General features: G+C 71.8%; 3 protein-coding genes. 2 read left to right on the top strand and 1 reads right to left on the bottom strand.

From position 1 onward, the window contains the following. The first annotated feature begins 64 nt into the window (after window positions 1–64). On the top strand, window positions 65–652 hold the full coding sequence (locus RMN98_RS11955; protein WP_309649042.1) for a DinB family protein: 588 nt from the start codon (window positions 65–67) through the stop codon (window positions 650–652). Window positions 653–683: 31 nt separating this feature from the next. On the opposite strand, the gene RMN98_RS11950 is transcribed toward RMN98_RS11955, so the two are convergent. Continuing rightward, a complete protein-coding gene (locus tag RMN98_RS11950) occupies window positions 684–1,070 on the bottom strand; it encodes a MerR family DNA-binding transcriptional regulator (protein ID WP_309649041.1) in 387 nt (128 codons plus the stop codon). Between the two features lie 70 nt (window positions 1,071–1,140). Between RMN98_RS11950 and RMN98_RS11945 the strand changes: the two genes are divergently transcribed. After that, window positions 1,141–1,913, top strand: a 773-nt coding sequence (locus RMN98_RS11945) for an acyl-CoA dehydrogenase family protein (protein WP_309649040.1), incomplete at its 3' end; no start/stop codon positions are given.

The raw sequence follows: 1,913 nt of genomic DNA, 5'->3' as shown, positions 1-1,913 counted from the left end.
TGAGCCGGTGGGCCAGGTGCGCATCAGGAACGGAACCGACCTGATGGGCTCCTAGTGTCGACCCATGAGCGAATCACACCAGCCCTCAGCCACGTCCGCCGTCGCCGACGCCGGTTCCGCCGACCCCGACGCCGAGGAGCGAGCCGACCTCCTCGAGGCGCTGCGCAAGCACCGCGGGCTCTTCCTCGTCACGGTGCAGGGGCTCACCGACGAGCAGGCTGCCTCGCGTCCGACCGTCAGCGAGCTCTGCCTCGGCGGGCTCGTCAAGCACGTGGCGGCCACCGAGTCGGAGTGGGCGCGCTTCGTCGTCGAGGGGCCCTCGACGCAGCCCGACATGGACTGGGAGACCATCGACTGGAGCAACCCGCCGGCGGCCTTCGTGGAGTACCGGAACCAGTTCCGCATGGTCGAGGGCGACACCCTCGAGGGCATCGTGGCCCGCTACGCCGAGGTGGCCGCCGCCACCGACGCGCTGGTCGCCGAGGTGGACCTGGCGGCCCGCCACCCCCTGCCACCCGCCCCGTGGTTCGAGCCCGGGGCGACGTGGAGCGCGCGTCGTACGTTCGCCCACATCGTGGCCGAGACCGCGCAGCACGCCGGGCACGCCGACATCCTGCGCGAGAGCATCGACGGCCAGAAGTCGATGGGCTGAGCGGGGCGGCGGGGCGGGCGCCGGTCAGCGGTCAGTGGTCCGTCAGGGTCCGCAGGTCGGCCCGGCACCGGGCCTCGACCCGGTCGATCTCGACGAGCGTGGCCTCGATGTCCTCGCGCAGCCGGTGCAGCTCGCCGCGGCGCACGTCGCACTGGCGGATGAGGAACTCCAGCTGGCCCGCCTCGCCCGGCGGCTCGTCGTACATGTTGACGATGACGCCGATCTGGTCGAGGGAGAAGCCGAGACGCTTCCCGCGCAGGATCAGCTCGAGGCGGATCCGGTCGCGCTGCCGGTAGACCCGTGAGGTGCCGACGCGCTCGGGGGAGAGCAGGCCGAGCTGCTCGTAGTGGCGCAGGGTCCGCAGCGTCACGTCGTACTCCGCGGCGAGCTCGGTGATGCTCCACGTCGCGTCACCCATCTGGACCTCCCGGAGCTCGATCAGCCGACTCGCTTGCCTTACGTTGACGTCAGCGTCACACACTGGGGTCATGACTTTCGAGCTGTCCGCCGAGCACGAGGACTTCCGCCGCAGCATCCGTGACTTCGCCGAGAAGGAGGTCGCGCCCCACGTCGCCGGCTGGGACCGGGCGCACCACTTCCCGGTCGACCTGGTGGCGAAGATGGGCGACCTGGGGCTGTTCGGCCTCACCGCCCCCGAGGAGTACGGCGGCGCCGGCGAGGACGGCGACTTCACCAGCCTCTGCGTGGCCATCGAGGAGCTCGGCCGGGTCGACCAGTCGGTCGGCATCACGCTCGAGGCCGCCGTCGGCCTGGGCATCAACCCGATCCAGACCTTCGGCACCAAGGAGCAGCAGGACCGCTGGCTGCCCGACCTCGTGGCCGGGAAGGCGATCGCGGGCTTCGGGCTGACCGAGCCGGGCGCGGGGTCCGACGCGGGAGCGACCGCGACCAAGGCCGAGCTCGTCGACGGCGAGTGGGTCGTCAACGGCGCCAAGCAGTTCATCACCAACTCCGGCTCGGAGATCACCTCCTGCGTGACCGTCACCGCCCGGACCGGGACGCGCGAGAACGGCACCCCGGAGATCAGCGCGATCATCCTGCCGTCGGGCACGCCCGGCTTCGTGGCCGAGAAGGCCTACGACAAGCTCGGCTGGCACCTGTCCGACACCCACCCGCTGACGTTCACCGACGCGCGCGTGCCGGCCGACCACCTGCTGGGGGAGCGGGGCCGCGGCTTCGCGCAGTTCCTCGCCACCCTCGACGACGGTCGCGTCGCCATCGCCGCGCTGGCGGTCGGCTG

The organism is Nocardioides sp., from assembly GCF_031397825.1.
In the GTDB taxonomy this organism is placed as follows: domain Bacteria; phylum Actinomycetota; class Actinomycetes; order Propionibacteriales; family Nocardioidaceae; genus Nocardioides.
The sequence above is the reverse complement of the archived record's forward strand: the minus strand, read 5'-3'. Positions and strand labels throughout refer to the sequence as shown.